Source organism: Mycobacterium sp. PSTR-4-N (genome assembly GCF_022348085.1).
In the GTDB taxonomy this organism is placed as follows: domain Bacteria; phylum Actinomycetota; class Actinomycetes; order Mycobacteriales; family Mycobacteriaceae; genus Mycobacterium.
This window is the reverse complement of sequence record NZ_JAKRFN010000001.1, coordinates 131069-157770: the sequence shown is the minus strand read 5'-3', so window position 1 is coordinate 157770 and position 26702 is coordinate 131069. Positions and strand designations below refer to the sequence as shown.

The window sequence follows — 26702 nt, the reverse complement described above, 5'->3', positions numbered from 1 at the left end:
CCCGGGGGCGACCTACTTCAATTCGGCCGAGGACAAGCCGAGCAGGCGGCGGGCCACGACGAGCTGCTGGATCTGCTGGGTGCCCTCGAAGATGTCGAGGATCTTCGAGTCGCGGGCCCACTTCTCCAGCAGAGTCTGTTCGGAATAGCCTGTGGTGCCTGCCATTTCGACGGCCTTGAGGGTGATGTCGGTGCCCACCCGGGCGGCCTTGGCCTTGCCCATCGACGCTTCTTTGGAATTCGGGATCTTGTTGTCGGCCTGCCATGCCGAGCGCACGGTCAGCAGGTAGCCGGCCTCCCAGTCGGCCTCCATCCGCAGGAATTCCGCCGCCGCGGCGCTCTGGGCGTGTGCGGGCTTGTCGTAGGAGATCTCGATGCCGGCGTCGGTGAGGATCGTGCGCAGCTCCTCCAGCGCCGCGCGGGCGACACCCACGGCCATCGCCGCCACGATCGGCCGGGTGTTGTCGAAGGTTTCCATCACTCCGGCGAAGCCCTTGTCCACCTGGATCTCCGGGCTGCCGAGCAGGTTGTCCTTCGGGATGCGGGCGTTCTCGAACCGGATCGCCGCCGTGTCGGAGGCCTTGATGCCGAGCTTGTTCTCCAGCCGCTCCACGGTCACCCCGGGATGGTCGCGCGGCACGATGAACGACTTGATCGCCGCACGTCCCTTGGACTTGTCCAGCGTCGCCCACACCACGATGTGGGTGGCACGCGATCCGGCGGTCACATAGATCTTCTCGCCGTTGATGACGTACTCGTCTCCGTCGAGGACGGCCGTCGTCGTCACCGCCGCGGAGTCCGAGCCGAACCCGGGCTCGGTGATGGCCATCGCGGCCCACACCTTGCCCAACCGCTCCAGCTGTTCGGGGGTGGCCACGCTGGAGATCGCCGCGTTGCCGAGGCCCTGATAGGGCACCGACAGCAGCAACGCGACATCGCCCCAGCTCACCTCGAGCGCGTTGAGAAGCGCAGACATGTTGGCGCCGTTGATGTTTCCCTTCGGCCCGTCGCCGTCCTTGCTGAACGCCTCGGCGCCGGCGAACGAGATCGTGTTCGCTTCCGAGATGCCCTCGAAGAGGGTCGCCAGTGTGTCGAGCTCGACGGGGTAGTCGTGCTCGCGCAGGTCGTACTTGCGCGAGATCGGTCGCAGCATCTCTGCCGCGCCCTGGTGGCCCTTCTCGATGACCGCCTGCAGCTTCTTCGGCATTTCCAGATTGATCGCCATGTTGGTTCGCCTTCCTAGTGAAATGCTGCTGCTAGAGGACCACGACACCCTCGGCGACGCCGAGAGCACGCAGGTCGCGGTACCACCGCTCGACCGGATGTTCCTTCGTGTAGCCGTGGCCGCCCAGCAACTGCACGCCGTCGAGGCCGATCTGCATGCCCTTGTCGGTGCCCAGCTTCTTGGCCAGCGCCGCTTCGCGCGCGAACGAGAGTCCCTGTTCGGCGCGCGCGGCGCCGCGCCAGGTGATCAACCGCAGACCGTCCAACTCGATCGCGATGTTGGCGCACATGAACGCCACCGACTGTCGGTGGGCAATCGGTTCGCCGAACGCTTCGCGCTCCTTGACGTAGGGGACGACGTAGTCGAGAACGGCGTGCGAGGTGCCGACCGCCAGCGCTGCCCACCCCAGCCGCGACAGCGCGATCGCCTCGGAGTAATTGCTGTCGTGCTCGGCCTCGCTGACGTCTTCGCCGAGGCGAGCGCTCAGCGGCACGGTGACCTTGTCGAGTTCGACTCGACCGAGCGCAGCCGCCCGGATGCCCATGCTGGGATCGGGGGTGACCGTCACCCCGCCGGCCGACGACTCGACCAGGAACAGCGTCGGCTTGCCGTTCAGCTGCGCGGCGATAACGAACAGTTCCGCGTCGGCGGCCGCCGGTACCAGCGATTTGACGCCGTCGAGCCGGTAACCGCTGGGGGTGCGCACCGCGGTCGTCTTGAGCGAGGTCGGGTCGAACAGCGGGTGCGGTTCGGCGATCGCCACACACGCCTGCGGCACGTTCTCGCCTGCGAATTCCGGCAGGTAGGTCGCCTGCTGGTCGGCGCTTCCCCAGTGGGTCAGGGCCGACGCCACGCCGCCGGGCGCCAGGATGGGCAGCGCCAGACCCATGTCGCCGTAGGCGAGCGCCTCGGCCACCAACGCGTTGGTGACGGTGCTGCGGTGCTCGGCGATGCCGTCGAAGTCCTCGGGGATGTTGATCGCGGTGACGCCCAGTTCGGCGGCCTTGGTGATCAGGTCCGGGGGATAGGCGGCCGCAGCGTCGGCGTCGTGTGCGGCCGGACGCAGGATCTCCTCGGCGAATTCCTCGACGGTCGAGACGATCATCTTCTGGTCGTCGTCGGGGGTGAGGTCGAAGTAGTCGGCGCCGCTGGGCTTCAGCCGCGTCGCGGGCTTGCCGAGACTCTGTACGCGCTTGAACTGGCGCGTGGTGGCGCCCGCGGCGGAGAACGCGTGTTTAACGCCGTATTTCAGGCCACGGTTGAGCGGGTCACGCAGGTTGTACTTGTCGAGGAACTCCTGCCCGATCAGGGGCGTGAGCAGCGCGATGCCGATATCGGTCGCAGAACGCTTGTGCTTACGCAAGCCCACGGCGCTTTCCTGGCCGCTTCGCTTGGACGGCAGGGTGTTCGTCATCGGTCAGCTGCCTCCAGTGGGATCGGATGAGCGCAGATGCGCAACTGACTCCAGAGTAAGGTATCGGAACTGACTATTGAGTAAGGTCGGTCGATTGTTGCCTATTTCACAAGCGCGGCGAGTACCGCGTCGTGCAACAGCCCGTTGGTGGCCACGGCGCTGCCACCGTGCGGCCCCGGCCGGGCGGAGAGGTCGGTGAACCGGCCGCCGGCCTCTCGGACCAGGATGTCGAGCGGGGCGAGGTCCCACAGCTTGACCTCCGGTTCCACCGCGACGTCGACAGCGCCCTCGGCCACCAGGCAGTACGACCAGAAGTCGCCGTAGCCGCGGGTGCGCCAGACCGCGTCGGTGAGATCGACGAACGTCGAGCGCGCGGCCTCCCACCCGGTGGTCAGATCGGAGTAGGAGAGGCTGGCCGAGCCGAGGTCGGCCACGCCGGAGACCGAGATGGGGCGCGTCGCGCTCGCGGGTCCGGAAAAAGAGGTGAAGGCACCCTGGCCGCTCCCGGCCCACCAGCGCCGCGCCAGCGCGGGTGCGCTCACCACGCCGACCTGGGGCACACCGTCGACGAGCAGCGCGATCAACGTCGCCCACACCGGCACGCCGCGGACGAAGTTCTTGGTTCCGTCGATCGGGTCGACGACCCACTGCCGGCCCGCGAACTCCGTCGTGCCGCCGAACTCCTCGCCGAACACCGAGTCGGCGGGGCGTTGCTGGGCCAACCGGTCCCGCAACAACCTCTCGGCGTCCAGATCGGCGTCGGTGGCCGGGGTCATGTCCGGCTTCGTCTCGACGCGCAGATCCACCGCACCGAAGCGCTGCATCGTCAGCGCATCGGCCTCCCCGGCCAACGTGAGGGCCAGGGCGAGGTCGTCGGCGACGTCAGGGGAATCGGTGCTCATATGTGGAGTCCTACCATGGCGGTGTGGTTGAACTCGCGATCATGCTGTTGATCATCGGCGCCATCGTGCTCGTCGCAGCGCCCCGGATCATGCGCAAGCGCGGCGTGGGCAACGACTGGGTGCCGGGCACACTCCTGGTCACCGGGGTGAGTCCGCGCCCCGACGACGTGACCGGGGAGCAGTACGTGACGATCACCGGCGTCATCAACGGCCCCACCGTCAACGAGTACACCGTCTACACCCGGATGGTCGTCGACGTGACCGCCTGGCCGACGATGGGCCAGCTCATGGACGTGGTGTACTCGCCCCGCAATCCGGAGAAGTGGGCGTTCGGCTCACCCGTGCCCAATCCGGAGTAACTCCTCCACGCTGGTCAGCTTGATCCGCGGGCGCCCCGACCCCTGGCCGGTGCTTCGCTCGTGCGCGTCGATCAGCCGCCAGTGATCGTTGGTGACCAGCTTGGGCTGACGGTCGAGTAGCCACTGCTCGACGTTCGCGGCGTGGTCCTCGCCGCGGTCGGTCGGCTCGGCGGCCTGCAGGTCGGCGAGCAGAGTGTGGACGGTGTCGGCCGAATCGCTCTTGTTGCTTCCGATCACGCCGGTGGGGCCGCGCTTGATCCACCCGACGACGTACTCGTTGCGGCTTCCCTCGATCCGCCCGTCGGTGTGCGGGATCGTGCCCGACCGATCGTCGAACGGCAGACCTGGCATCGGGACGCCGCGGTATCCGACCGCGCGCACGACCAGCTGGGCGGGCACTTCCTCGCGCTCACCGGTGTCGCGGGCAGACACCCGGCCGTCGTCGCCGCGCACCAACTCGTTGCGGCCCAGCACGATCGACTCGACCTTGCCGTCGCCCTTGATCTCGATCGGTGAGGTGCGGAACCGGAAGACGATCCGCCGCTTGGCGCCCGTGAGCTCCTTCTCGCCGTAGGCGCGCAGCACCTTGATGTTGTTGCGCACGGTCTTGCCTGCGTCGTCGAGGTCGGCGTCGGTGATGTCGGCGAACTCGGCCGGGTCGACGATCACGTCGACGTCACCGAGCGCCTCCAGCTCACCGAGTTCGCGCAATTCCAGCGTCGTGAACGGCGCCTGCAGCGGACCGCGGCGGCCGATCACGAGCACCTCCTCCACCCCGCGCTCGCGCAGGGAGTCCAGCGCGTGGTCGGCGATGTCGGTCTCGGCCAGCAGATCCGGATCGCTGACCAGGATGCGGGCCACGTCGATGGCCACGTTGCCGTTACCGACCACCACCGCGCGGCCGCACGAGATGTCGGGGGCCATCGATTGGTAATGCGGGTGTGCGTTGTACCAGCCGACGAAATCGACCGCGGCGACACTGCCCGGCAGGTCCTCACCCGGGATGCCCAGCGGACGGTCGGATTGGGCGCCGTTGGCGTAGATCACCGCGTCGTAGGTCTGCGCGAGTTCGGCGGGTTGGACGTGCTCGCCGACCACGACGTTGCCGAAGAACCGGAATCGCGGGTCGGCGGCGATCTTGTCGAACTGCGCGGAGATCGACTTGATCTTCGGATGGTCGGGCGCGACACCCGATCGGACCAGACCCCACGGGGTGGGCAGCATCTCGAGCATGTCGACGCAGACGTTGCGGCCGAGGTCCTCGCCGTCGGCGGCCTTCAACAGGGCGGCGGCGGCGAAGAACCCGGACGGTCCCGAGCCGACGATCGCCACATGGTACGGACGCATTGGGGGCATGTGGGCTGCCTTCTGTCGCGGCCCGGCCACGCGCAGGGGGCTGTCGCGTCGCGGCCGGACGAGGTTGCCTCCCGATGCTAGAACGCGGTCGGCGTCGGTCGAGGAGAACGCGCGGACCGGTACCCTGAACTCCCGTGGATCCTGACCGGCAAGCCGATATCGCAGCCCTCGACTCCACGCTCACCACTGTGGAGCGTGTTCTCGACGTCGAGGGCCTTCGCGGGCGCATCGCGCAGCTCGAGGAGGAGGCGTCCGACCCGAAGCTGTGGGATGACCAGGCGCGGGGCCAGAAGGTGACCAGCGACCTGTCGCACGCCCAGAACGAGCTGCGCCGGGTCGAGGAGCTGCGGCAGCGGGTCGAGGATCTGCCGGTGCTCTACGAACTCGCCGCCGAGGAGGAGGGCGAGGCGGTCGCCTCGGCCGTGTCAGAGGCCGACGCGGAGCTGCGGCAGTTGCGCGAGGACATCGAGGCGCTCGAGGTGCGCACCCTGCTCTCCGGCGAGTACGACGAGCGGGAGGCGCTGGTCAACATCCGTTCGGGCGCCGGGGGCGTGGACGCCGCCGACTGGGCGGAAATGCTGATGCGGATGTACATCCGATGGGCCGAGCAGCACAAGTACCCCGTCGAGGTCTACGACACGTCGTACGCCGAGGAGGCCGGCATCAAGAGCGCGACCTTCGCCGTGCACGCACCGTTCGCCTACGGCACGCTGTCGGTTGAGCAGGGCACGCATCGATTGGTTCGGATCAGCCCGTTCGACAACCAGGGGCGCCGCCAGACGTCGTTCGCCGAGGTGGAGGTTCTGCCGGTCACCGAGACCACCGACCACATCGACATCCCCGAGCAGGACGTGCGCGTCGACGTGTACCGCTCGAGCGGGCCCGGCGGGCAGTCGGTGAACACCACCGACTCGGCGGTCCGGCTGACTCACATCCCCACCGGCATCGTCGTCACCTGCCAGAACGAGAAATCGCAGCTGCAGAACAAGGTGTCGGCGATGCGCGTTCTTCAGGCCAAGCTGCTCGAACGCAAACGGCAGGAGGAACGCGCCGAACTCGATGCGCTCAAAAGTGACAGCGGCAGTTCCTGGGGTAACCAGATGAGGTCCTACGTTCTGCACCCCTATCAGATGGTGAAAGACCTCCGCACCGAATACGAGGTCGGCAACCCGGGCGCTGTCCTCGACGGCGACATCGACGGGTTCCTCGAGGCCGGGATCCGGTGGCGTAACAGGAAAGATGACGACTAACACGGTGCTCGCGCTCAGCCTGTCCGACGGGTGGCGAGGATTCTGGGCCGGCGAAACCGGTGTCTGGATCCTCGGCCGCGGCGTGCCGATCGCGCTGCTTCTGATCGGCGGCCTGCTGGCCGCCCGGTTCATCAACTGGACCGCTCAGCGGGTCACCCGTCGCATCGATGCGCAGTACCAGGAGAGCGACCAACTGGTCCGCACCGAGAGTGCCAAGCATCGGCAGGCAGTGGCCTCGGTGATCTCCTGGGTGTCCGTCGCGCTGCTGTTCGTCATGGTCGGTGTCCAGATCACCGACATCCTGGCGATCCCGGTCAGTTCGCTGGTCGCACCGGCCGCAGTCATCGGCGCGGCGCTCGGTTTCGGTGCCCAGAAGCTCGTGCAGGATCTGCTGGCCGGTTTCTTCATCATCACCGAACGCCAGTACGGCTTCGGCGACCTGGTGCAGGTCAACATGCTCGGGGCGCCGGAGGCGGCCGAGGGAACCGTGGAGGAGGTCACGCTGCGGGTGACCAAGCTGCGCACCAGCGAAGGCGAGGTGTGGACGGTGCCCAACGGCAACATCGTGCGCTCGCTGAACATGTCGAAGGACTGGGCGCGCGCGGTCGTCGACATCCCGGTGCCCACCACCGCGGACCTCAACAGCGTCAACGAGGTCCTGCACCGGGTCGGCGAGCGGGCGATGGACGACCCGGGACTGCGCGCGCTGCTGCTGGACACCCCGCAGCTGATGGGTGTGGAGAGCATCGAGCTCGACACGGTGAACCTGCGGATGGTGGCCCGCACACTTCCCGGCAAGCAGTTCGAGGTCGGTCGCCGCCTGCGCATCCTGATCATCGCCGCGCTGGCGACGGCCGGTATCGCGACCCAGGAGCACACTCCGACGGTGAGCAACATCAGCGCCACCGGCGAGGGCCCCCACGAGGCCGCCGAGCCCGCGAGAGCGGAGCGCACGTCGTGAAAACGCCCGAGTTCGTCAACAAGTTGCGGCGGCGCGACCGCCATTCGCGGGTCTACCTCTTCGGCGGCAAGGTCCGGGCCTCCACCGTCGTGTTGCTCGTCGCCTTCATCGCGCTGTACTGGGTCAACCAGACCTATGCCCCCGAGCCCGCGGCCACACCGCAGGATTCGACGGGGCAGGTGGTGCCGCCCGGTTTCGTGCCCGACCCCAACTACACGTGGGTGCCCCGCACCAACGTCGCACCGCGGGAGACCACGACCACCACCAGCCCGACGACGACCACCACGACAACTCCTTCGCCGACGCCCACGTCCACTCCGTCGCCGTCGGAGTCCGACGGCGCCACGACGTCACCCACCACGACCGGCACGGCGCCCGGCGGTGCGACGACCACCGTCATCGATCCCGACGGTTCCGGTCCGCTCGGTCCGATCACGTTGACGCAGGCGCCGCCGCTGCTGGCACCGACGTCGGTGCCGCCACCCGGCCCACCCGCGATCACGACCCCAGAGCCGCCTCAGTGAGCCCGCGTCGCCCCGTCCGGCGATGTGGTGACCGCATTCCTCCCCGCTACACTGGCGTGCCGTGATGATCACCCTCGACCATGTCTCCAAGCAGTACAAGTCGTCGGCGCGTCCCGCCCTCGACAACGTCTCGCTGAAGATCGACAAGGGTGAGTTCGTCTTCCTCATCGGTCCGTCCGGCTCTGGCAAATCCACGTTCATGCGTCTGCTGCTGGGCGAGGAGCACCCGTCCACCGGCGACATCCGAGTCTCCAAGTTCCATGTGAACAAGCTGTCCGGCCGGCACATCCCCGGCTTGCGGCAGGTCATCGGCTGTGTGTTCCAGGATTTCCGGCTGTTGCAGCAGAAGACGGTGTTCGAGAACGTGGCGTTCGCGCTCGAGGTGATCGGCAAGCGGTCCGACACCATAAACCGGGTGGTGCCCGACGTGCTCGAGATGGTCGGCTTGTCGGGAAAGGCCAACCGGCTGCCCGCCGAGTTGTCCGGCGGCGAGCAGCAGCGGGTGGCCATCGCCCGCGCGTTCGTCAATCGGCCGCTGGTGCTGTTGGCCGACGAGCCGACCGGCAACCTCGACCCGGACACCAGCAAGGACATCATGGATCTGCTCGAGCGGATCAACCGCACCGGCACGACGGTGCTGATGGCCACCCACGACCACCACATCGTCGACTCCATGCGTCAGCGGGTCGTCGAACTCGAACTCGGCCGGCTGGTTCGCGACGAACAGCGCGGCGTCTACGGAATGGATCGCTAGTGCGCTTCGGCTTCCTCGTCAACGAAGTCCTGACCGGCCTTCGTCGCAACGTCACCATGACGATCGCGATGGTGCTCACCACCGCGATCTCGATCGGGCTGTTCGGTGGCGGTCTTCTGGTCGTGCGGCTCGCCGACCAATCCCGTGCCATTTACCTCGACCGCGTGGAGAGCCAGGTCTTCCTCACCAACGACGTGTCGGCCAACGACCCGACCTGTGACGCGGATCCCTGCAAGGCGCTGCGCCAGACCATCGAGGATCGCGACGACGTCCGTTCGGTGCGCTTCCTCAACCGCGACGAGGCCTACGACGACGCGATCCGAAAGTTCCCGCAGTACAAGGACGTCGCGGGCAAGGATGCGTTCCCCGCGTCGTTCGTCGTCAAGCTCGACGATCCCGAGCAGCACAAGGACTTCGACGACGCGATGATCGGCCAGCCCGGCGTGCTCAACGTGTTGAACCAGAAGGACCTGATCGACCGGCTGTTCGCGGTCCTCGACGGCATCAGCAACGTCGCGTTCGCGGTGGCGCTGGTGCAGGCCATCGGAGCGGTGCTGTTGATCGCCAACATGGTTCAGGTCGCGGCGTACACCCGCCGCACCGAGATCGGGATCATGCGCTTGGTCGGCGCCACCCGCTGGTACACCCAGCTACCGTTCCTTCTGGAGGCGATGCTGGCGGCCTTCGTCGGGGTGGTGATCGCGATCGCGGGGTTGATCGCGGTGCGGGCACTGTTCCTGGAGAGCGCGCTCAACCAGTTCTATCAAGCAAATCTGATCGCCAGGGTGGACTACGCGGACGTGCTCTACTACAGCGCGCCGTGGATGTTGCTGCTCGGCCTCGCGATGTCCGGCATCACCTCATACGTCACGTTGCGTCTCTACGTGCGGCGGTAGCGATGGCGAAGAAGACCAAAGGCGTCAAAGACACCAACAACCAGGTGGTGGCGACGAACCGCAAAGCCCGCCACAACTTCTCGATCCTCGAGACCTTCGAGGCCGGCGTCGCGCTGATGGGCACCGAGGTCAAGAGTCTGCGGGAGGGGCAGGCGTCGCTGGCCGATGCCTTCGCCACCGTCGACGACGGCGAGATCTGGCTGCGCAATCTGCACATTCCGGAGTATCACCACGGCACCTGGACCAACCACGCCCCGCGACGTAACCGCAAGCTGCTGCTGCACCGGCGAGAGATCGACACGCTGGTGGGGAAGACCCGCGACGGGAACCTGACCCTGGTGCCGCTGTCGCTCTACTTCACCGGCGGCAAGGTCAAGGTCGAGCTCGCGCTGGCCCGCGGTAAGCAAGCACACGACAAGCGTCAGGATCTGGCGCGCCGAGACGCCGAGCGTGAGGTCACCCGCGAGCTGGGACGCCGCGTCAAGGGCATGACCTCCTGACCGGGATTCTCAGTGCGCTGATCGCGGCGCTGGGCTACGGCGTCAGCGACTTCGTCGGCGGGTTCGCGTCGCGCCGCGTCGCAGCGTTGCGGGTGGTCGTCCTGTCCTATCCGCTGGCGCTGATTCTGCTGACCGTCGTCGCCGTGCCAGTGGGCGGTGAGCTGAGCCGGGCCGCGGTGCTGTGGGGACTGTTCGCGGGCGTGGGCCAGGCGTTCGGGGTGTGGTGGTTCTATGCCGCTCTGGGGTCCGGGCCCATCTCGGTGGTGTCGCCCATGACATCGGTGCTGGTCGCGGCCGTGCCGGTGGGTTTCGGCGTGGCGTTGGGGGAGCGGCCCAGCGCACTCGCCCTTGTGGGCGTGGTCGTAGCGCTGGTCGCGGTCGTCATGGTCAGCCGGCAGGCGGAGAACCTCGACGGCGATCCGAGCCCGCACCGGTTCACCGTCAAGGTCGCCTGGTTGACGGTCGGGTCGGGCATCGCGTTCGGCATGAACTTCGTGATCCTCGATCAAGTACCAGTGTCGGCGGGACTCTGGCCGCTGGTGTTCGGGCGGTTGGCGGCGACGGCCATCGTCATGATCGCTGCGCTGCTGACCGCGAACTTCGTGCTGGTGCGTGGGGTTCCGCTGCGGCTGGCGCTGCTCGCCGGCGTGCTCGACACCGTGGCCAACGTGGCGACCCTGCTCGCGCTGCACTCGTCGCTGCTGTCCTTGACGGGTGTGTTGGTGGCGCTGTACCCGGCGGCGACCGTGGCGCTCGCGGTGGCGGTCCTGCGGGAGTCCGTCACTCGCTCGCAGGTGTTCGGAATGATTCTCGCGTTCGCCTCCGTCGCGCTGATCGCCGCTGGTTAGCTACTTCTAGCGCGGGTAGCCGACGCGCGTGTCGTCAGTCGAGGGAGGTGGCCGTACGGGGTTCGGGGCGCGTGTCTCGCTTGTCGTTGCCGTCACCGCGCTGTTGGCGGTCAATACGTTCGCGCCCTGGGGTGATGAGGTGTCCCACCGAATCGCCGCGGCGGTCATGTGCTGCACCTCTGTGGGCGCCATCGGCTACGGCCTACTCGTCGTGCGGCGGGTGCACGGCACCGCTCGGTGGTGGCGTCTGCTGGCCATCGGTGCCATCGCAAGTCTGCTGGCGGGTGAGGCGTGCTGGTGGCTGCTCGGCACCGATTCGTTCCCGGTGTGGGTGGCGTTCTACTGGCTGTTCCCGCCGCTGAGCTTGGCGTCGGTGCTGGTGTTGGCGCTGCGCGGGGGCCGGCTCTCCGTACCGCGCGACGGGTCGCTGCGACACGCTGCGGCGCTGACGCTGCTGGACGGATTGGTGGCTGCCGCTTCCTTCGCGATCCTGGTCATCTTCGGCCTGGGCGATCCGTCGACGTCGTCGTTTCCACGAATCGACAGTGCGGCGGTGCAGGTTCCCTTCGCGCTGGCCGAGATCGTCGTCGTGGTCGTCGCCGCCGTGACCGGCATGGTGTATCACGCCGAACATCCGTACCGCGTCAACTACCTGCAGCTGGGCAGTGGACTCGTGCTGATCGCGGCCTCCGATCGGGTGGTCGCCTATTTCGACACACTGGGCATGCACGGCGCGGCGATGTGGGGCGAGATGGGCTTGGCGCTGGGGCCGCTGTTCGTCGCGCTGTCGATGCGACCCCGCGATCCCGAGCCGGTGCCGACGACGGCATCGCGACTCATCGACTGGGCGCAGCTGGTGCTGCCGTACTCCGGGTTTCTCGGCATCACGGTGCTGTTGGCGTTCCACATCCTCACGGGCAACGAGTTGGGCCCGATGGTGGTCGCCACCGCGGTCGTCATGGTGGTCCTGGTGGCGGCGCGGCAGGTCGTGGCGATGGGGCAGCAGCGCCTGTTGACCCGCAGGCTCTACGAGGTGCAGCGGCGCCTCGCCCATCAGGTCATGCACGATGCGCTGACCGGGCTGCCCAACCGGCTCTTGTTCGCTCAGCGACTCGAGGCCGCGATGCGCGACGGCGAATTCGGACTGATCTTCGTCGACCTCGACGACTTCAAAGACGTCAATGACCGGTACGGGCACGCGGCCGGTGACGAACTCCTGCGCGCCGTCGGGGAGCGGCTGCAGAAATGCCTGTCCGAGGCCGACATCCTCGCGCGCATCGGCGGTGACGAGTTCGCGATACTGATCGACGCTGAAGCGGAGCACCCCGACGTCGTCGCCGATCGGCTCCGGATCGCGCTGCGGGACCCGTTCCCGTTGCACGGCTGGTCGTTGAGAGTGCGGGCGAGCATGGGCCTGGTGCATTCGGGAGTTGGGCCCAGCGCGCTGAGCTCGGACGATCTGCTCCGGCAGGCCGACATCTCGATGTATGCAGGCAAGCGACTCGGCAAGAACACCGTGGTGGTGTACCAACCCTCGGCCGGGCTGCATGCGGACTTCCCGTCCACGTTGCGCGCCGCCGCCGGTGGGGTGCCGGCCGGTTTCAGCCTGCTCTACCAACCCATCGTCGCCCTACCCGACGAAAAGCTGGTCGCGGTGGAGGCGCTGGCCCGGTGGACGACCCCCACCGGTCTGCAGATCCCGCCCGAGACGTTCGTCGCGGCGGCAGAATCTGCGGGTCTGGGGGCCGTGCTCGACGAGATGGTGCTGCACTTGGCCTGCACCCAGGTGGCCGGTACCGGCCTCGACGTCGACGTCCACGTCAACATCGGGGCGTCCAGGCTGGGTCATCCAGGATTCGAGGACAACGTCCGGCGAACCCTGTCGGTGTGCGACGTCGAACCGGGACGCCTGGTGCTGGAAATCACGGAAACGCTGCCCATCGTGGACCTGGTCGGTGCGGCCGCCCAGATCGACCGGTTCAACGGGATGGGGGCACGTGTCGCCCTCGACGACTTCGGTGCCGGATACAACTCCCTGGCGTATCTGCACGCGTTGCCGATCGACATCGTCAAGCTCGACCGCAGCCTGACGGTGGGCTCAGAGGCCGTGCGGGAATTGACGCTGTACCGGTCGGTGGTGGGACTGTGCGCCGACCTGGGTCTCGACGTGATCGCCGAGGGCATCGAAACGGCCGATCAGGCGACGACGGTGTTGGCGGCGGGCTGCCGACTCGCACAGGGCCACCTGTTCGGCCGGCCGGCGCCGCTCGCCGATATCGTCGCCGAGTACGGAGCCGTCCGCGGCGACACCCGAGAAGATGTCGCACTGCCCGCGGACTAAAAACCCACTGGATCATGTTGAACGGGCCGGTAGTATGAACCTTCCTGCTGAAAGTCAGCGGGGGTGCGAGGGGCTGAACGGTTTCGACTTCGCGCATCGAATCAAGGGAAGCGTGCCGGTGCAGGCAATTGACCACCGTAAGCGTCGTTGCAACCAATTAAGCGCCGATTCCAATCAGCGCGACTTCGCCCTCGCTGCCTAAGCGACGGTGAGTCTGTCAGACCGGGAGCGCCCTCGGCCCGGACCCTGGCATCAGCTAGAGGGACCCACCCATACATCCGGTCGCGGGATGTACGGGGACATCAAACAGCGACTGGGATCGTCATCCTGACTTGTTCGCGTGATCAGGAGATCCGAGTAGAGGCATAGCGAACTGCGCACGGAGAAGCCTTGAGGGAATGCCGTAGGACCCGGGTTCGATTCCCGGCAGCTCCACCAAGACGGACAGGCCAGAGACACAGTCTCTGGCCTGTTTTTCTGTTCATCGGCTCGTTCAGCCCTGACGGAAGAACACCCCGTCCGCTCGGACCGTGACGCCGGCCTCGGTGGCGAGGTGCCCGACCGCGAAGACTTTGCGACCCTCGACGCGGTCGATGCGTGCTTTGGCGTGCAGCGGGCCGAGCGGGGTGCCCGCCTCATAGCGGACGGTCAGTGTTCCGGTGACGGCTGGTCGACCAGACTCGTGTGCCGTGGCCCCCAACATGTGGTCGAGGAGCAAGGCGCAGATCCCGCCGTGCACGTGTCCGGGCGGACCCTCGTAGGCAGCGCCGAGTACGACATCTGCCCAGACCTGTCCATCGGGAGCGTGGTGGACGATCAGCGGCGGCGCGAAGGGATTGCGCAGTCCCATGACGACATTGCCCCAGGCGCGAGACGACCCGTCGGATGCCGGCTGGTTCCCTAGGTAGTCCGCGAGTGGCGCTCGGCTCAGCTCTTCTGCGGCGTCATCGATCGTGGCCTTCGCTGCCGTGAGGGTGGCGGTGTCGGCCTCGCTGCGGATCGTCACGTCGACCAGTCGGCGCACCGACCGGGTCAACCCTCGATAGAGCTCTTCTGGAACGTGGTGGTCGGCTGCACTCACGACACCGACATCGCTTCGCCCACGGGCCCGTCGGCGAAGCCGCCGAAGTCACCGCGGTAGAACAGCAGCGGTCGGCCACTGTGCGCCTGAAGTGCGGTGACATGGACGACGACGATGGTGTGATCACCGGCGCCGTGCTCGAACTCCACGTCGGCCTCGATGGTGGCCAGCGCGCCGTGGATGCGCGGGGCTCCATTGCCGGCGGGACTCCACTCGACGGTGGCGAACTTATCGTCCGATCGGCGGGCGAACTGCGCGCAGACGGCTTCCTGATGGTCGGCCAGAACGTTGATGCAGAGACGGCCTGTAGCGCGGATCGCCGGCCAGCTGGTGGATGACAGGGCGGGGCAGAACGACACATAGGGCGGGTCAAGGGAAACCGAGGTCACCGACTGGCACGTGAAACCCAGCGGACTACGGCCGTCATGGCCGGTGATGACGGCGACACCGGTGCAGAAATGCCCGAGCACAGCGCGCATGTCCTGCGGCGCCGGCCGCAACGGTGTCGCAGGTCCAGAAGTGTCGGCTTGCATGGTGATCGCGTCCCTTCGGTGGTGGCCACCCAACGATCGTCGGGAGCGACGCCGGCGTGCAATGGTCCGTCCCGCCCAGCGGTTCATCAGATGCAGGCCGATGACCTGGGTTGTTACGCTCGGTCAGTGACAGATTCCGAACCGTCGGGCAAGCCGCAGCTGGCCGCCACCAGCTGGGCACTGCTGGGCATGCTCTCCTACGAGCAGGAACTGTCCGGGTACGACATCCGCAAGTGGATCGACTGGAGCATGCGGTTCTACTACGGCAGCCCCGCGTACAGCCAGATCTACTCGGAGTTGAAGAAACTCGAGAAGCGCGGATATCTGACCTCGCGGGTGGAGAACAACGGCACCCGATCCCGCCGGCTCTACAAGATCACGCCATCAGGCTTGGACGCCGCCACCCAGTGGGCTCGCGAAGCTCCGGTGGAGCCGCCGTCGCTGAAACACCCAGCGCTGCTTCGGATCACACTTGGCCACCTGAGCGATCCCGCAGCGCTCAAGGCCATGCTCCAGGAACACATCGCCTACGTCGACCAGATGCAGAGCGACGCTGCCAAGGAGGCGCGGTGGGCGGGAGCGGACCCGTCGTGGGCCTATGCCAAGATTGCCCTGGACTGGGCCGAGCGCTACTACACCTCAGAGCGAGAGCTGACCTTGAAGCTCATCAAGGATCTCGACGAGGCCGAAGCCAAGTTCCCGAAAGTCGGTGAGGACGCCAAGATTCCGTGGCCGGATCCAACGTTCTGGTACGAGATCGAGAAGCAGGTCGAAGCCGAGGACGCCGAGTAGCCGGACGCGTCAGACGCGGACGGGCTGGCGTTGCGCGGCGTCGAGTGCGGCGATGTAGCCGTACACTAATCCCTGAGCGATGGTCGCCCCTGCACCGGGATAGGTGTGCCCGAAGGCGTTGGCTGCAGTGTTCCCGATGGCGTAGAGCCCGTCGATGACAGTGCCGTCCTCACGCAGTACCCGCGCGTGCTCGTCGGCGCGCAACCCGCCGCAGGTGCCGAGATCGCTGAGTACCATCTTGACCGCGTAGAACGGACCCTTGACGAGCGGGCGCAGATTCGGGTTCGGGGTGATGGTGGGGTCGCCGTAGTAGCGATCATAGGCGCTACGACCGCGTTCGAAATCGGGATCCTGCCCCGCCGAGGCGTTTTCGTTGAAACGGGTAACGGTCGACTGGAAGTCGCCTACCGGAACCCCCATCTTGGCGGCCAGTTCGGCGAAGTCTTCGGAACGTACCGCGATGCCCGCGTCGTACCAGTGCTGCGGAATGGGCATGCGTGGGAACAGTTCTGCGGCAAAGACATAGCTGTTGCGGTACTGCTGGTCGAACACCATCCACATCGTCTCGACGGGCGTGCCGGCGCTCTCGAGAGCCAGGATGCGCTGCCCGAAGCTCATGTAGTCCGCCGATTCGTTGGCGAACCGCTGCCCGTGCTGATTCACGATGAACGATCCGGGCAGTGACCGCTCGGCCAGCAAGACTGCGGGCGCCGCGTCGGGCAGCGGTGCGACCGCAGGGAACCACCATGACTGATCCATCAGCGCAATGTCCGCGCCGACGTCCTGGCCGATGCGGATGGCGTCGCCGGTGTTGGTGTCCGCGCCCAAACTCAGATGAGCACCAAGGCTTTCCGACTGGAACTTATGACGCATGTCCATATCGTGGTCGAATCCGCCTGCCGCGAGAACCACGCCGCGGCGGGCGGTGATCGTGTAGCTGGCGCGGCGGTGTTCGATGACAGCGCCGGTGACTCGGGGACCTTCGGTGGTCAGAGACGTCAGCGTGGTGTCGAGCCAGATCGGAATGCCGGCGCGGACGGCGCCGGCGAACAGTCCCGCCGCCAACGCTTGGCCTCCCGCGGCGTAGCGACGGCCCAGGAGCAAGCCACCGACGCCTTGCGCCAACCGCTTGGCGATGGTCGGAATTCCCTTGCGGGGGACTCGGCTCATCAGGTTCAGCCACCGGTAATCGGCTCCGGTGGTCGGCATGGGAATGCTGACCTCCATGATCCCCGGTCGCAGCGCCGATCGGTACGGGCCCAACATCGCGGTGTCCAGAGGACGGCATTCACAGGTTCGTCCGGCCGCGGATCCGCCGGCTGCCTCGGGGTGGTAGTCGGAGTAGTCCTTGGCCCAGAACAGCTTCATCGGCGTCGTACGCCGCAGCATGTCGACGGTGGCGGGCAACTGCTTCAGGTACGCCGCTGAGCGCGCTTCGGGCGCGGAGTCGCCGACCACCGCACGCAGATAGGTCTCCGCGCGACTCGAGGGATCATTTCCCCCACCCTCGGCGATGACGGGACTGGCCGGCAGCCACAGCGCACCCCCCGAGCGCGCTGTGGAGCCGCCGACTACCCCGGATTTCTCGATGACGAGCACGGTTAGGCCTCGCTCGTGCGCAGCGAGGGCGGCTGCGAGACCAGTGCCGGAACCGACGACCAGCAGGTCGACTTCGGTGTCGGCAACGGTCAAGCCGGCGGGGATGGTCTGGTGGCGGGGGGCGGTCACGGGGGTGACGATAAGCGCTTTCGCGCCAGCGGAATTCCCGTGTCCTGGTGAGCGGAACGCGTGCCTGACGACGGCGAGGGCCCGCGGTTGGATGGAGCCACACGCGTTCACCGCACTGATCGAAGGACGGCATCCGATGACCACGCACGCTGACGCCGACGACATCCGGCTCATCGAGACAGGTTCAGTCCCGACCAGGTTCGCGCGGGGGTGGCACTGCCTGGGGCTGATCCGCGATTTCACCGACGGTCAACCGCACCAGATCAACGCTTTCGGGCAGAAGCTCGTGGTCTTCGCCGGCGAGGACGGCGTCATCAACGTCCTCGACGGGTACTGCCGTCACATGGGCGGCGACCTGTCGCAGGGCACGATCAAGGGCAACGAGATCGCCTGTCCCTTCCACGATTGGCGGTGGGGCGGGGACGGTCGCTGCAAGCTGGTGCCCTACAGCAAGCGCACCCCGCGCCTGGCGCGCACGGCGTCGTGGCCCACGCTCCAACAGGACGGCATGCTCTTCGTCTGGAATGACCCCGAGCGCAAGGCGCCGCCGGCAGATGTCACGATCCCGCGCATCGAGGGCGCCACCAGCGATGCGTGGACTGACTGGCATTGGTACAGCACGGTCGTGCACACCAATTGCCGGGAGATCATCGACAACGTCGTCGACATGGCGCACTTCTTCTACATCCACGGCTCGCTGCCCACCCACTTCAAGAACATCTTCGAAGGCCATGTCGCGACGCAATACATGAAAAGCGCGGGGCGCCCCGACCTCGCCGACCCCGAAGGCTCCAAGTTGACAGGCACCACGTCACTGGCGTCCTACCACGGCCCTTCGTTCATGATCGACGATCTGACCTACCACTACGGCGATTTCGACCAGCGCACCGTGCTGATCAACTGCCACTACCCGATCGATGCGAATTCCTTCGTGCTGCAGTACGGCATCGTGGTCGAGAAGAATGCGTGCATGCCCGACGAACTGGCAGTGCAGACCGCGGTCGCGCTGGGAGACTTCGTCAAGATGGGCTTCGAGCAGGACGTCGAGATCTGGCGCAACAAGGCCCGGATCGACAACCCGCTGCTGGTCGAGGAGGACGGGCCCGTCTATCAGCTGCGCCGGTGGTACGAGCAGTTCTACGTCGACGCCGCCGATGTCACGCGCGAGATGGTGGATCGCTTCGAATTCGAACTCGACACCACCCGGCCCACCGAGGCGTGGATGAAGGAAGTGGAAGCCAACATCGCCGCCCGCTCGGCCGCGGCCACGGCCGGATGACCGTCCGCCCCGACAATCGGCTGGCTGACGCGCCGATGGTGTCGGTGACGTGCCGGCGGTGCCGTGCGGATGTGCAGGTGCGTAAGAGCAGCTGGAATCAGACCAGCGTTCAGTGGACGGCCGCAGCATCGCAGCTGTGTGAGGAACGTTGCCAGGCAGCTCAATTGGAGTCGCACGGCGGTCGGCTGTTCTTGACGTGCAGCGCACTCGCCGAGTCGATCACCGCTGCGGTGCACAGCGGTTCCCTCTCGGTCGTGGACACAGACGCCTTTTGAGTTCGGGGCGCCCGGTATGCGGCGCGTCAGGGACGATCGAGAGATTCCAGGGATCCGGTGATCATCCGCATCGCCGACGACAAGGTGGCTCGCAGGCGTGCGAAATTTCCGTGCTCGGCCCATTCTTCGTACGCATACCGGCAGGCTTGAACGATCAATTGCGCAGGTAACTCGCGAACGTACGGCTCGCTGTCCAGGTCGAAACGCCGATCCAAGAAGGCGGTGATCGGCTCGACGAGGTCTTGACCCCAGTCCAGCCAGCGCAGCCGATATTGGGGATCGCTGATCATCAGGGCAAGAAATGCGCGGTCGACGTCCATCCGCCCGCGCCGAGGCACCTCGGTGCTGAAGGCTTCGACCAACACCTCGACTGCGTCGCCGTCGACGCCGGCGTCGGCCAACACGTCGAGACTCAACGAGCCGAACCGTCGGAACAAGGGGAGGACCACGTCCTCCTTGACCGGGAAGTGGCGGTGAAACGTCCGCGGAGCGATGCCGGCGGCCTCGCAAATGCGTTCCACCGTTGCCGATGTCGATCCGGCAGCCAGAAAAATGTCGCGCGCGGCCAGAGCGATGGTCAACCGCAGTTCGTCGGCCCGTCGCGCCGTCAACGTCGCCGGCTTGTCCACCGTCATCAACCCCAGCCCTCCTCGGCGACCAGCCCGTCGATCCTAACCACCCGTGTGCGCCGCGGGCTGTCTCACTCGCGGACGTCCCGTTGAGCGGGAACGCGTCATCAGTGTTCGGCGCGTCCCACCTAACGTTTCCATAGTCAGATTCTGCCACCGAGGCAGAAACTGACTGCGATACATCGGCGAGCCGCGTGTGTGACAGCCCGCGTCCGCGCTCCCCGCCCGAAACCGGCACCCAGATTGGAGTTCCAATGACCCTCGCTCCCGAGGATTCGACCCCAGATACCGAGGAACTGAACTACGACGACTACACCCATGACTTCATGGGCAAGGTGGGCAATGTCGCGGACTTCTCCCGCGACTTCCTCGTGGGCCTGGCGCGCGTGTTCGAAGACGTCCTCAACTTCATGCCGTACGCCCACGTCAAGATCTACTCGGAGAAGGTCGGTATCGATGCCGCCATGGATGTCACCGCGAAGGTCTCGCGCGCCGGAATGCGTCAGGTGATGCCGATGGGCCGTTACATCGCGCCTCCCGGGTGGGATTTGAAAGACGCTCAGTATCAGGCGATTCCGTTCGATGTGCAGACCGAGGATCTGACCAAACCGGCACTGATCCGACTCATCAAGACCTATTGGGACCAGTATCTGAAGGGGCACAACTACCTCATCGATCAGTGGACGAAGATCATCCCAGAGGAAGAGGTGTGGCTCGCTCTGCCGGACATGTACCAATTGATCATCGACTACCAGTACCCGAAGCTCGCCAAGGTCCTCAAGATCGAACCGGTCCACGTCGTCGACTTCTTGAAGCTGGCGGTCTTGAGCATCGATGGAACGCTGGGCTACGGCGGCGAGTACATCGTGTACAACCCTGATCACGTCGTCCTGAACATGCGCCGCTGCGAGGTTCTGCAAAGATACACCGACGAAGGTCTGTACCCTCCGGCGCGGGCGCGGATGAATTGCACCTTCGAGCAACGCATCTCGGCACCGTTCTTCCCCGGCTGCAAGCTGGCCATCAACCTGCCGCCGAAGGACTTCAAGTTCGCCCAGGGTGAGCCGTTCTGCGTGTGGACCTACACACGGGGAGAGGAGAACCACGCCGCCGCCGAGGCGGCGCCGGATCCTCGGGCAACCGCCATGGAGCGTATCCCGTTGATGGATGTGACGGTGAGCAAATAGATTCAGTCAGTCATGCGTCGAGGGATGAGGCCCAGCGGGCATCACGACGTGCTGGGCCTCATCCGTCAGACAGTGGTGATGAGCTCGACGCCATCGACCGTCACGCGTGCGCGCCGCCGTCGACGCGGATCTCCGTTCCGGTGATGAAGGCGCCGTCATCGGAAGCTGCCATGGCGATGACCGATGCGACGGCACTGGCGTCACCCAGGATGGCGTTGTCGGTCCCGTGCAGCAGAGGGGTTTGCTTGGCCCACAGGCCCAGGTCGTAGCCCTCGGGCATCTTGTCCAGGGTGCTGTTCGCCAATGCTGTCGACACCCCACCGGGCTGGATGTTGACCGCGCGCAGTCCCTGCTTCGAATATTCCAGTGCCAGCGAGTGAGTGAAGCTGAGGATGCCGCCCTTACTGGCCGCATAGGCCGCCATGTAGGGGTGGGCGAACGTGGCGGCGGTCGAGGTGAAGTTGATGACCACGCCCCGGCCGCTGGCCAGCAGTGCCGGCAACGCTTGCCGAGTCATCAGGAAGGTGCCGGTCAGATTGACCGCCAGCGTTCGGTTCCACTCCGCCAGGGTCGTCTCGTGGGTGTGAGAGCACGTCTGCATCGCTGCCACGTTCACGAGAACGTCCAGGCCGCCGAGGTCGGCCACCGCTGTGTCGACGGCAGCGACGACGTCATCCTCGACGGCAATGTCGAGCGCAGCCGTGGTCAAGCGCTTGTCGGTGCCGGCATCGGCGGCCGTCGCGGCGGTGGCGGCCAAGCCGTCGGGCGAGATGTCGAGAGCCACCACGGTGGCGCCCTCGTCGAGCAGCCGTGCGGTGGTGGCCGCGCCGATGCCCGAGCCGGCGCCGGTCACGATGACGCGGCGATCAGCGAAACGGTCCATGACAGTGTGCCTTTCGCGCTAGGCCAGCTGAAACGCGCTCAGCGGGGCGTGTTCGGGATAGCTGGTGGGCCCACCCAGGTCATAGGCGGCATTGAGAGCGCCGATGAATGCCGGATCGTGCAATGGCGCGCTGGGGATGTCGAGTTTGATGCCCTGCTTGGCGAGGTTGTCGACCAGCATGTCGATGGCTTTGTCGATGGTCAGGTCGTCGGATCCGTCCATGTTCTTCTTGAGCTCGTCGTAGTCGGTGAACACCTCGGCCGACCAGTGCACCAGGAACCGCAGCTCGTCGGTGCGATGGCGAGCGATGACGTCATCACCGTTCTTGAGCAGCCAGGCATCACGGTCGGCGGGATCACCGGTGAAGACGGTGTCGAAGGCGAGGCCGGCGGGAACCTGCTGTTCCACTGGGCCATTGGCTTCGCCACGATGCACCATCATCTCGTTCTGCACGACGACGCCGCGGTTGTTAATCGGCGGGAGAACGCGAGCAGGTGGCTTCAGGGGGCCGTCGGGCCAGTAGGTGAACCCCGATCCCTCATCAAGGGAGAACCACGTGATGACCTGCGCCATCTTGATCAGGTAGTCGGTGAACAGACCTGACTTGCCCATCACGCTGCACAACCACGTGGGGGCGTTCTCGTGCCGCACGCCGCGAAAGCTGGGGGAGTCCAGGTGACCCGGATCGCGATTGGCGCACGGGCCGTTGATGTTGAACAGCATCAGTTCCGGCTTGGCGTGCTCGGCACTCCAGTACCGCTTGGCGTGCTCGAGGAACTCGGCGTTGTAGAAGCAGTCATGCAGCTCGGGGTAGAGCACGGTGCCGTAATTGGCGAGATAGCCGCGGAACGTGGGGGTGAGGAACAGATCCAGCGTCGGCTCGAAGCCCTCGGGGAACGCGCCGCTCATCGTGGCCATGAGCTCGTCTGCCGATGCGAAGTGCTGGGCGATGATCAGCTTCCACGGCCCGTTCGCGCGCACGACGTCGAAGAGACGCTCGCGTTGGTCAGCGGTGTAGACGTCGGTGATCTCGCGCGGCGGCGCGACCGGCCGCAGCACGTCGGACAGCTCCAGGCGGCGCTCGTCAGTCAGCATCGTGTTCTCCTTCGGTGATGTGATCGTCGATTGTGGGCGTCACCGCAGCCGGCGATGTGGTGACCGTCCGGTGATCGGGACGTGGTCCAAAACTGATGGGATGCGCGAACTTCGCAGCCAAGAGCGCACCGATTTCAGCGATGGCCAATCGCCCGCGAGCGGTCGCGTCCGAGCGCATCAGAAAGCCGTGGTACGTGCCGGGATAGCGGGTGAGGGTGGTCTGCACCCCGGCGTCGCGCAGCCGGCCGGCGTAGCGTTCCCCCCAGTCGCGGATCGGGTCGCATTCGGCGGTGACGATGATGGCCGGGGGCAGGCCGCCGACATCGGTGGCGTGGGCCGGGACCTGGTAAGGCGAGTGCGCGGTGGCGCCTCCGTCGACCGTCTCGTGCATGAAGACGATGTCGTCGTGTGCCAGCATGGGTGCATCGGGCATGGCGGTGATGGACGCAGCGCCCATGTCGCGATCCAAACCGGGATAGAGCAAGACCTGCACCGCAATGGCGGGTCCGTTGTGGTCGCGGGCCGCCAGAGCCACTGCGGCGGCCAGGGATCCGCCGGCGCTGTCCCCGACGACGGCGAGCCGCTCGGCATCCACCGACAGCCGGTCAGCTTGGGCGGCAAGCCATTCGGTGGCTGCGTACGCATCGTCGAACTGCGCCGGTGGCGGCGATTCGGGAGCCAATCGGTAGTCCACCGCAGCGACCGCCGCGCCGCTGGCCCGAGCCAGTTCCCGCGCAAGAGGTTCGAACGAATGATTCGAACCCATCACCAACCCGCCTCCGTGGAAGTACACGAGCACCGGGCACCGTGCAGCGGTGGTCGGCCGGTACAACCGCACGGCGATGGGGCGCCCGCCGGGGCCGGGTGCGGTGAGGTCGTCGATGCGCGCCATCTCGGGCATCGACGGATGCGGCGCCGATTCGACGGCGGCGCGCACGGCCGCGAGCCCACGGGTTCGCATCGGCGTCGGGACGCCGAACGCAGCGACCCGCGCTGCGGCATCCGGATCCAAAGTGGGAGAACGCACATCAGCTCCGTGATGGATCGAAACGGCGCTCCGTGCGCAACCGCGGCGCCTCTTGGCTGGTCAGGACGCGGGCACGCTCGAGCATCGCCGAACTGACATAGTCGGGCTGGGTGAGGAGGTAGAACCGACCCTCGGCGGCCTGGTCGAACACCACTTCGGCGGCAGCCAGGGGATCCATGGCGGCGGCTTTGATGTCGAGCATCGCGGCTCGTTGAGACTCGGCGGCATCGGTGTCGCCACCGTCGACCCCACCGGCGGATTCGAAGATGTTCGACACCACTGCGCCGGGGAGCACTGCCTGCACGTGCACATGGTCGGCGTGCCCGGCAGCTTGGACCTCGAGGTGCAGGCACTCGGTGAGCGCGAGCACCGCGTGCTTGCTCATGATGTAGGGCGCTTGCAGCGGTACGACGGCGACCCCGCCGATCGAGGAGAGATTCCACACCCAAGCCGGCGTGTCGCTGGCGAGCATGTGCGGAAGGAACGCCCGGATGCCGTGGTAGACACCGTTGATGTTCACCTCGACGACGCGGCGCCAGTTGTCGACGGGCGTGTCCCACAGGTAACCGAATTGCTCGACGCCTGCGTTGTTGACCAGCAGACGCACCGGCCCCAGATCGTCGTGCACCGCGGCGGCGAGCGCCTGTACCGCCTCGGCATCGCGGACGTCGCAGACCTTGTCGATCGCCGTGCCCCCGGCGGCGCGTAGTTCGTCGCGTAGCTCCGCCACGGCGCCGGCGTCGATGTCGACGAGGACGACGTTCATGCCGAGCCGGCTGGCTTGACGGGCCAGGCCCGCGCCGATCCCGGCACCGGCGCCCGTGATGACGGCGACGCCGCCCCCGAACACTTCGGCGGCGCTCACGCGGGCTGTGCGCTCGCCGAAGCGGTCTTGGCGGCGTGCTCGGCGAAAGGGATCGAGTCGTCGGCGTCGAGCATCACCGTCATCGAGGTGAACACCAGACCGTCCCCCTCCCGGCGGATACCTACGTCTGCGACGCCGCTGGAGACAGCGAAGGGAACGTTGTTGGTGATCTGGTTGACGAACATGTTGAAGCGGACGTGTGTGACGTCGCCTGCCGGACCAGAGCTGTTGCCGGTGCGAAAGATGTTGGTGGCATGGTGCCGACACGGGTAGGGGTTCTCGTTGCGGTGTTCGATCAGCCAGGCGAGAGTTTCTGCGCCGCCGTGCAGTTCGGCGGCCAGCAGGTGCTCGAACGGACAATTCCCGGACAGCGACCGGCTCAGGTACTGCATCTCCTCGCCGATCCGGGTACGCAGCTCGTCGAAGTGCCCTTCGTCGTAGTGGTACCAGAAGGCGGCGATGAATTCCTGAACCTCAGGCAGCGTGATCTCGGTGCTCATGACAGATCAGTCAAACTGACGGTGCGGCACCGCCGAGCTGTTCTGACCGGTGAGCGGGACGTTGATGCGAGCGCAGCAGGCGCGCCGGAGAAGTCATCAATGACAGTAGGCAAGTGTGTCCGGTGATCGGGACACGGTGTGGCGTAGGACACACCTGGTGGGCACGCTCTGGCTGCCTCACAACCACTTCCCAGGAAGGTCATCCTCATGCAGGCAGCGCCGTCACACCCGCGGGATTCCGCGCGACCACCGACCGTCGTATCTCAGCCGTCGCACCGCACCCAGGCGCGCACAGTGGCCAAGGGAGTGGGTATCGCAGCGGGATTCGCCGCATCCGCGTGGATGATGACGTCTGTCGCCACCGGAGTGGCGTCCGCCGACGACGGTGAGTCCTCGTCCTCGGCGGCACGATCGGCGTCCTCGCAGAGCGCCTCCGGTGCTTCCGCGCGGTCGGCAGGCCCGTCCCGCGTCGCGAAAGCGCGGGAAGCCCGTCAGCAGAGCAAGGGTGACGCCGTCCGCGCGACCGGGTCACTCAAGGAGCGGCGTGCAGAGCGATCCGCCCGCACCGCAACCTCCTCCGAGGCCGCCGTGTCCGGGGGCAAGGATGACGCCACACCGGTACGGCGGAGTCTTGGTTTCGCGCCGAAGCGCGAGAGCACGGCGGTGGACACCCCGCCGGCGGGCCAACGTCTCAAGCCCCTGGCGGCTGTGGCGACCTTCCTGCAGCGCAACGTCTTCAATGCCGCACCGGTCGTCACCGACGTCCAGATCAACCGTCAGGGCCCCAACGGGACCATCACCGGCGACCTCGACGCCCGCGACCCCGATGAGCTCGGACAGCGCGTACAGATTCGGTCGACGGTACGGGCCGGCGCACCATCGCCGGCGATCTGCGGATGTGAGGAGGTCCCAGGGTTGATCGCGCTCGCGTACACCAACCCGGCGGTCATCGGCGGCGAGGCAGGAGACAACTGGAACGCTCCCGCCGCGGTCGACAGCACGACGGTCTACCTGAATCCTGATTTCTCCGTGGCGTACTACGCGGGCAAGGAAACAGGGACGGTCACCATCGACGGCCTCGGTACCGGTGACGTGGTACTCGACTTCGTCGGCAACCTTTTTGCGGGCGGGACCGCCGAGAAATCGGTGGCGACACTCAACGGCGACCTCGGGACGGGTGATCTGAAGGGCGTGGAGGGGACAGTGTCCAGTCAGAGTGCGCTCAACGCGGACGGCACGGCGCTCGGCGTGCTCACCGGCGAGGTCGTGCGCCCAGAAATCCGTTACATCGTGGTACGCAAGCCCGTCAACGGTACGGTCACCATCGACGAGATCACAGGCACCTTCTCGTATCAGGCCGACGCGGCGTTCCTCGCCGCAGGCGGCGGAACCGACTCATTCGAGGTGCTCGTCACCGACAACCGGTTCAGCCTCGCCAAGCTGTTCAAGCGCTACAACGGCGACCCGGTACAGTCCGTCGTCCTCACCGTCGTCTGAGG

27 protein-coding genes and 1 other RNA gene are annotated in these 26702 nt (G+C 66.5%); 15 read left to right on the top strand and 13 right to left on the bottom strand.

Annotated elements, in window-relative coordinates; genetic code table 11:
• Nucleotides 1-12 precede the first annotated feature (12 nt).
• From MHN84_RS00920 to hisN, 3 genes are all read right to left on the bottom strand, one after another.
• Nucleotides 13-1224, bottom strand: coding sequence for an acyl-CoA dehydrogenase family protein (locus MHN84_RS00920; protein ID WP_241202758.1), 1212 nt, complete (start codon nt 1222-1224; stop codon nt 13-15).
• Nucleotides 1225-1255: 31 nt separating this feature from the next.
• Nucleotides 1256-2638, bottom strand: a complete 1383-nt coding sequence (locus MHN84_RS00915) for an acyl-CoA dehydrogenase family protein (RefSeq protein WP_241202757.1) — start codon at nt 2636-2638, stop codon at nt 1256-1258.
• Nucleotides 2639-2739: 101 nt separating this feature from the next.
• Nucleotides 2740-3540: a histidinol-phosphatase gene (gene hisN / locus MHN84_RS00910; protein ID WP_241202756.1), complete on the bottom strand. Its 801-nt coding sequence runs from the start codon at nt 3538-3540 to the stop codon at nt 2740-2742.
• 41 nt (nt 3541-3581) lie between these two features.
• Between hisN and MHN84_RS00905 the strand changes: the two genes are divergently transcribed.
• On the top strand, nt 3582-3899 hold the full coding sequence (locus MHN84_RS00905) for a hypothetical protein (RefSeq protein WP_255729784.1): 318 nt from the start codon (nt 3582-3584) through the stop codon (nt 3897-3899).
• Here MHN84_RS00905 and MHN84_RS00900 read toward each other — a convergent pair.
• Complete coding sequence (locus MHN84_RS00900; protein ID WP_304654300.1) at nt 3876-5255, bottom strand: FAD-dependent oxidoreductase; 1380 nt, start codon at nt 5253-5255, stop codon at nt 3876-3878. The genes MHN84_RS00905 and MHN84_RS00900 overlap by 24 nt on opposite strands.
• A 134-nt stretch (nt 5256-5389) precedes the next feature.
• On the opposite strand from MHN84_RS00900, the gene prfB reads away from it, so the two are divergent.
• From prfB to ssrA, 9 genes are all read left to right on the top strand, one after another.
• Nucleotides 5390-6505 carry a peptide chain release factor 2 gene (gene prfB, locus MHN84_RS00895; protein ID WP_241202753.1) on the top strand — a complete coding sequence of 372 codons (1116 nt, stop codon included), beginning with the start codon at nt 5390-5392 and terminating at the stop codon, nt 6503-6505.
• Nucleotides 6495-7466 (top strand): mechanosensitive ion channel family protein, encoded by a 972-nt coding sequence (locus tag MHN84_RS00890; RefSeq protein WP_241202752.1) that lies wholly within the window; start codon nt 6495-6497, stop codon nt 7464-7466. The genes prfB and MHN84_RS00890 overlap by 11 nt, the downstream gene beginning before the upstream one ends.
• Nucleotides 7463-7990 (top strand): hypothetical protein, encoded by a 528-nt coding sequence (locus tag MHN84_RS00885; RefSeq protein ID WP_241202751.1) that lies wholly within the window; start codon nt 7463-7465, stop codon nt 7988-7990. The genes MHN84_RS00890 and MHN84_RS00885 overlap by 4 nt, the downstream gene beginning before the upstream one ends.
• A 64-nt stretch (nt 7991-8054) precedes the next feature.
• Entirely contained in the window at nt 8055-8744 is a 690-nt protein-coding gene (gene ftsE / locus MHN84_RS00880) for a cell division ATP-binding protein FtsE (protein WP_143819003.1), read from the top strand.
• Complete coding sequence (gene ftsX, locus MHN84_RS00875; protein WP_241202750.1) at nt 8744-9640, top strand: permease-like cell division protein FtsX; 897 nt, start codon at nt 8744-8746, stop codon at nt 9638-9640. The genes ftsE and ftsX overlap by 1 nt, the downstream gene beginning before the upstream one ends.
• 2 nt (nt 9641-9642) lie before the next feature.
• Nucleotides 9643-10140, top strand: a complete 498-nt coding sequence (smpB, locus tag MHN84_RS00870; RefSeq protein WP_143818969.1) for an SsrA-binding protein SmpB — start codon at nt 9643-9645, stop codon at nt 10138-10140.
• A complete protein-coding gene (locus tag MHN84_RS00865) occupies nt 10137-10988 on the top strand; it encodes an EamA family transporter (RefSeq protein WP_255729782.1) in 852 nt (283 codons plus the stop codon). The genes smpB and MHN84_RS00865 overlap by 4 nt, the downstream gene beginning before the upstream one ends.
• A gap of 139 nt (nt 10989-11127) precedes the next feature.
• Nucleotides 11128-13329, top strand: coding sequence for an EAL domain-containing protein (locus MHN84_RS00860; RefSeq protein WP_241202749.1), 2202 nt, complete (start codon nt 11128-11130; stop codon nt 13327-13329).
• A 69-nt stretch (nt 13330-13398) separates the two neighbouring features.
• Nucleotides 13399-13767, top strand: a transfer-messenger RNA (tmRNA) gene (gene ssrA / locus MHN84_RS00855).
• 55 nt (nt 13768-13822) lie between these two features.
• Here the strand turns inward: ssrA and MHN84_RS00850 are convergent.
• Both MHN84_RS00850 and MHN84_RS00845 read right to left on the bottom strand, forming a co-directional pair.
• Nucleotides 13823-14410, bottom strand: coding sequence for a PaaI family thioesterase (locus tag MHN84_RS00850; protein WP_241202748.1), 588 nt, complete (start codon nt 14408-14410; stop codon nt 13823-13825).
• Nucleotides 14407-14943 carry a flavin reductase family protein gene (locus MHN84_RS00845; RefSeq protein WP_241202747.1) on the bottom strand — a complete coding sequence of 179 codons (537 nt, stop codon included), beginning with the start codon at nt 14941-14943 and terminating at the stop codon, nt 14407-14409. Before MHN84_RS00845 ends, MHN84_RS00850 begins: the two co-directional genes overlap by 4 nt.
• A gap of 126 nt (nt 14944-15069) precedes the next feature.
• Here MHN84_RS00845 and MHN84_RS00840 point away from each other — a divergent pair, with 126 nt between their 5' ends.
• Nucleotides 15070-15735, top strand: a complete 666-nt coding sequence (locus tag MHN84_RS00840) for a PadR family transcriptional regulator (RefSeq protein WP_046362769.1) — start codon at nt 15070-15072, stop codon at nt 15733-15735.
• Between the two features lie 9 nt (nt 15736-15744).
• Here the strand turns inward: MHN84_RS00840 and MHN84_RS00835 are convergent, their stop codons facing one another.
• A complete protein-coding gene (locus MHN84_RS00835) occupies nt 15745-17463 on the bottom strand; it encodes a 3-ketosteroid-delta-1-dehydrogenase (protein ID WP_241202746.1) in 1719 nt (572 codons plus the stop codon).
• Between the two features lie 136 nt (nt 17464-17599).
• Here MHN84_RS00835 and MHN84_RS00830 point away from each other — a divergent pair, with 136 nt between their 5' ends.
• Both MHN84_RS00830 and MHN84_RS00825 read left to right on the top strand, forming a co-directional pair.
• Nucleotides 17600-18742 (top strand): Rieske 2Fe-2S domain-containing protein, encoded by a 1143-nt coding sequence (locus MHN84_RS00830; protein ID WP_241202745.1) that lies wholly within the window; start codon nt 17600-17602, stop codon nt 18740-18742.
• Nucleotides 18739-19017, top strand: a complete 279-nt coding sequence (locus MHN84_RS00825) for a ferredoxin (protein ID WP_241202744.1) — start codon at nt 18739-18741, stop codon at nt 19015-19017. The genes MHN84_RS00830 and MHN84_RS00825 overlap by 4 nt, the downstream gene beginning before the upstream one ends.
• Before the next feature lie 26 nt (nt 19018-19043).
• Here the strand turns inward: MHN84_RS00825 and MHN84_RS00820 are convergent, their stop codons facing one another.
• On the bottom strand, nt 19044-19652 hold the full coding sequence (locus MHN84_RS00820; RefSeq protein WP_241202743.1) for a TetR/AcrR family transcriptional regulator: 609 nt from the start codon (nt 19650-19652) through the stop codon (nt 19044-19046).
• A 248-nt stretch (nt 19653-19900) separates the two neighbouring features.
• Here MHN84_RS00820 and MHN84_RS00815 point away from each other — a divergent pair, with 248 nt between their 5' ends.
• On the top strand, nt 19901-20833 hold the full coding sequence (locus tag MHN84_RS00815; protein WP_241202742.1) for a hypothetical protein: 933 nt from the start codon (nt 19901-19903) through the stop codon (nt 20831-20833).
• Between the two features lie 100 nt (nt 20834-20933).
• Here the strand turns inward: MHN84_RS00815 and MHN84_RS00810 are convergent, their stop codons facing one another.
• The 5 genes from MHN84_RS00810 to MHN84_RS00790 are packed head-to-tail and all read right to left on the bottom strand — an operon-like array spanning nt 20934 to nt 25203.
• Nucleotides 20934-21716, bottom strand: a complete 783-nt coding sequence (locus tag MHN84_RS00810) for an SDR family NAD(P)-dependent oxidoreductase (RefSeq protein ID WP_241202741.1) — start codon at nt 21714-21716, stop codon at nt 20934-20936.
• 18 nt (nt 21717-21734) lie between these two features.
• Nucleotides 21735-22811 carry a hypothetical protein gene (locus tag MHN84_RS00805; RefSeq protein WP_241202740.1) on the bottom strand — a complete coding sequence of 359 codons (1077 nt, stop codon included), beginning with the start codon at nt 22809-22811 and terminating at the stop codon, nt 21735-21737.
• Nucleotides 22801-23838 carry an alpha/beta hydrolase gene (locus tag MHN84_RS00800; RefSeq protein ID WP_241202739.1) on the bottom strand — a complete coding sequence of 346 codons (1038 nt, stop codon included), beginning with the start codon at nt 23836-23838 and terminating at the stop codon, nt 22801-22803. Before MHN84_RS00800 ends, MHN84_RS00805 begins: the two co-directional genes overlap by 11 nt.
• 1 nt (nt 23839) lies before the next feature.
• Nucleotides 23840-24703 carry an SDR family oxidoreductase gene (locus MHN84_RS00795; protein WP_241202738.1) on the bottom strand — a complete coding sequence of 288 codons (864 nt, stop codon included), beginning with the start codon at nt 24701-24703 and terminating at the stop codon, nt 23840-23842.
• Nucleotides 24700-25203, bottom strand: a complete 504-nt coding sequence (locus tag MHN84_RS00790) for a polyketide cyclase (RefSeq protein WP_241202737.1) — start codon at nt 25201-25203, stop codon at nt 24700-24702. Before MHN84_RS00790 ends, MHN84_RS00795 begins: the two co-directional genes overlap by 4 nt.
• A gap of 294 nt (nt 25204-25497) precedes the next feature.
• Here MHN84_RS00790 and MHN84_RS00785 point away from each other — a divergent pair, with 294 nt between their 5' ends.
• A complete protein-coding gene (locus tag MHN84_RS00785; protein WP_241202736.1) occupies nt 25498-26700 on the top strand; it encodes a hypothetical protein in 1203 nt (400 codons plus the stop codon).
• Nucleotides 26701-26702: the final 2 nt, after the last annotated feature.

What these genes read in the sequence shown, in the direction of transcription:
- MHN84_RS00815 (WP_241202742.1), top strand. Translation starts at nt 19,901, where the DNA reads ATGACCCTCGCTCCCGAGGATTCGACCCCAGATACCGAGGAACTGAAC.
- MHN84_RS00825 (WP_241202744.1), top strand. Translation starts at nt 18,739, where the DNA reads ATGACCGTCCGCCCCGACAATCGGCTGGCTGACGCGCCGATGGTGTCG.
- ftsE (WP_143819003.1), top strand. Translation starts at nt 8,055, where the DNA reads ATGATCACCCTCGACCATGTCTCCAAGCAGTACAAGTCGTCGGCGCGT.
- hisN (WP_241202756.1), bottom strand. Translation starts at nt 3,540, where the DNA reads ATGAGCACCGATTCCCCTGACGTCGCCGACGACCTCGCCCTGGCCCTC.
- MHN84_RS00900 (WP_304654300.1), bottom strand. Translation starts at nt 5,255, where the DNA reads ATGCCCCCAATGCGTCCGTACCATGTGGCGATCGTCGGCTCGGGACCG.
- MHN84_RS00920 (WP_241202758.1), bottom strand. Translation starts at nt 1,224, where the DNA reads ATGGCGATCAATCTGGAAATGCCGAAGAAGCTGCAGGCGGTCATCGAG.
- MHN84_RS00810 (WP_241202741.1), bottom strand. Translation starts at nt 21,716, where the DNA reads ATGGACCGTTTCGCTGATCGCCGCGTCATCGTGACCGGCGCCGGCTCG.
- MHN84_RS00915 (WP_241202757.1), bottom strand. Translation starts at nt 2,638, where the DNA reads ATGACGAACACCCTGCCGTCCAAGCGAAGCGGCCAGGAAAGCGCCGTG.
- MHN84_RS00790 (WP_241202737.1), bottom strand. Translation starts at nt 25,203, where the DNA reads ATGAGCACCGAGATCACGCTGCCTGAGGTTCAGGAATTCATCGCCGCC.
- MHN84_RS00805 (WP_241202740.1), bottom strand. Translation starts at nt 22,811, where the DNA reads ATGCTGACTGACGAGCGCCGCCTGGAGCTGTCCGACGTGCTGCGGCCG.
- smpB (WP_143818969.1), top strand. Translation starts at nt 9,643, where the DNA reads ATGGCGAAGAAGACCAAAGGCGTCAAAGACACCAACAACCAGGTGGTG.
- MHN84_RS00845 (WP_241202747.1), bottom strand. Translation starts at nt 14,943, where the DNA reads ATGCAAGCCGACACTTCTGGACCTGCGACACCGTTGCGGCCGGCGCCG.
- MHN84_RS00820 (WP_241202743.1), bottom strand. Translation starts at nt 19,652, where the DNA reads ATGACGGTGGACAAGCCGGCGACGTTGACGGCGCGACGGGCCGACGAA.
- MHN84_RS00905 (WP_255729784.1), top strand. Translation starts at nt 3,582, where the DNA reads ATGCTGTTGATCATCGGCGCCATCGTGCTCGTCGCAGCGCCCCGGATC.
- MHN84_RS00830 (WP_241202745.1), top strand. Translation starts at nt 17,600, where the DNA reads ATGACCACGCACGCTGACGCCGACGACATCCGGCTCATCGAGACAGGT.
- MHN84_RS00890 (WP_241202752.1), top strand. Translation starts at nt 6,495, where the DNA reads ATGACGACTAACACGGTGCTCGCGCTCAGCCTGTCCGACGGGTGGCGA.